We start from the raw sequence: 1,409 nt of genomic DNA, 5'->3' as shown, positions 1-1,409 counted from the left end.
TGTACATGAACGAATTGCTAGAGAAACCCTCGCGGGCTACTAATTCGGATTCTGGAGTATCAGCGATGATGTCAGCCCAGCCGGTTTTGTCGTTGTGGCGGATGTTGCTTTCTGCGATCGCACCCAGTCCTGGACGCGCCTTTTCAAATTCATCGACTACTTTTTGTTCTTTGGGTGTTAGTGGTTTCATGGTAAATTTTGAGTAGCTTGGTAGGGACATTTGTCTCTCCAAACAAGCTCCAGGTCATGGCTGGGGCTTGTTTTGGTTTGGATGGTTTGACAGCGAAACCCGAAAACAGCGACCGGAACCGACCATCATCACCTGACGATCTGCAATGCGAACTGCCTTCGAGCGGCTGACCTTAATCATCGGGAATGACCCATCGGCTGAAAGGCTGAACATTTCGTAGTTCTGCAAAGATGACCACTCTACAGCTGTGCGGTCTGCCAAGGCTGAATATTCCACAGTGTTCATGTCTGCGGCCGAAATTGCACTTGGCAGTGATGGCAGGTGACGTTTAGGCTTGTCCGATTGCTTTTTGGGCTTATCCTCGGTCTTTAGCCCTGTTTTAGTAGTGCCATTGGTGGCTTCTAGTGCTTCCATAGTGAGTGCATAAGGGTATGATGCACGGTTTTAAGTCCGGGCATAGTGGGGTTTTAGTCCGGGCATAGTGGGGTTTAAATACCACTAAACACTTGGTTTACTACTGCGATCGCAGTTGAGTCATTTTGGTGAAAGCATTGCTAATTCTGAGCTTTAGCGATTTATCCCTCCATTGTTCGCGTTAAAAGTTGCTTAAGGATATTTCCGCGCCGGGGCACACTTGGCAATGGTGCGGGTGCTTGCTCCATACTTGCCACGCAAAGGTTTAGGCGTGGGGGAGCGATATCACAGCAGTTTTACTACATATCCGGCATAAATGAACCAGACATCAGTCAAAAAATACCGGATATCGGTCAAAAAATGCCGGACATCTCACCTGAAACACCTGAAAAATCAAGCATTCCAGAACCCCTCAGTAACTCTTCAGAAACGTCTCAGGAACTTCTCAAAGAAGTTCCTGATGACGTAACCCCGATGAACGAACTTCTTGAGAAAGTTCGTTCTCGCGGTACAAAAGTCGCAGATAAATTAGCTGTAGCGATGGAACGCTGTATGAAAAAAGCCAGAGGTGAAGAACCCGAACAGTGTTTTAGGGAATTATTTATTAGCAGGTACAAGTGGAGAATTGACGATGAGAGGTTTCAAAAACTTATTCAACTCACAAAAGAATGTACGCTTTCATTCTTTCAGAAATTCAAACACGTATACCAAAATGACGGTATGAGCGCTCCTAGAACATTTGATAAAGCGATAGACCTTGTAATAAAAAATGCTTCAACTATCAATGAAGCAGTGAAATTACAAT

Annotated in this window: 3 protein-coding genes; 1 reads left to right on the top strand and 2 read right to left on the bottom strand. The window is 45.4% G+C overall.

Annotation, left to right across the window (positions count from 1 at the left end; translation table 11 throughout):
* Both RM368_RS38520 and RM368_RS38515 read right to left on the bottom strand, forming a co-directional pair.
* A partial coding sequence (locus RM368_RS38520) for a hypothetical protein (RefSeq protein ID WP_322698940.1) occupies positions 1-190 on the bottom strand: 190 nt, incomplete at its 3' end.
* 54 nt (positions 191-244) lie between these two features.
* Positions 245-475: a hypothetical protein gene (locus RM368_RS38515; RefSeq protein WP_322698939.1), complete on the bottom strand. Its 231-nt coding sequence runs from the start codon at positions 473-475 to the stop codon at positions 245-247.
* A 489-nt stretch (positions 476-964) separates the two neighbouring features.
* Between RM368_RS38515 and RM368_RS38510 the strand changes: the two genes are divergently transcribed.
* A partial coding sequence (locus RM368_RS38510) for a hypothetical protein (RefSeq protein WP_322698938.1) occupies positions 965-1,409 on the top strand: 445 nt, incomplete at its 3' end.

Source organism: Nostoc sp. DedSLP03, assembly GCF_034530815.1.
Lineage (GTDB): Bacteria > Cyanobacteriota > Cyanobacteriia > Cyanobacteriales > Nostocaceae > Nostoc.
The sequence above is the reverse complement of the archived record's forward strand: the minus strand, read 5'-3'. Positions and strand labels throughout refer to the sequence as shown.

Bases quoted from the DNA above. Each gene is read 5' to 3' on its own strand.
- RM368_RS38515 (WP_322698939.1), bottom strand. From the start codon at position 475: ATGAACACTGTGGAATATTCAGCCTTGGCAGACCGCACAGCTGTAGAG.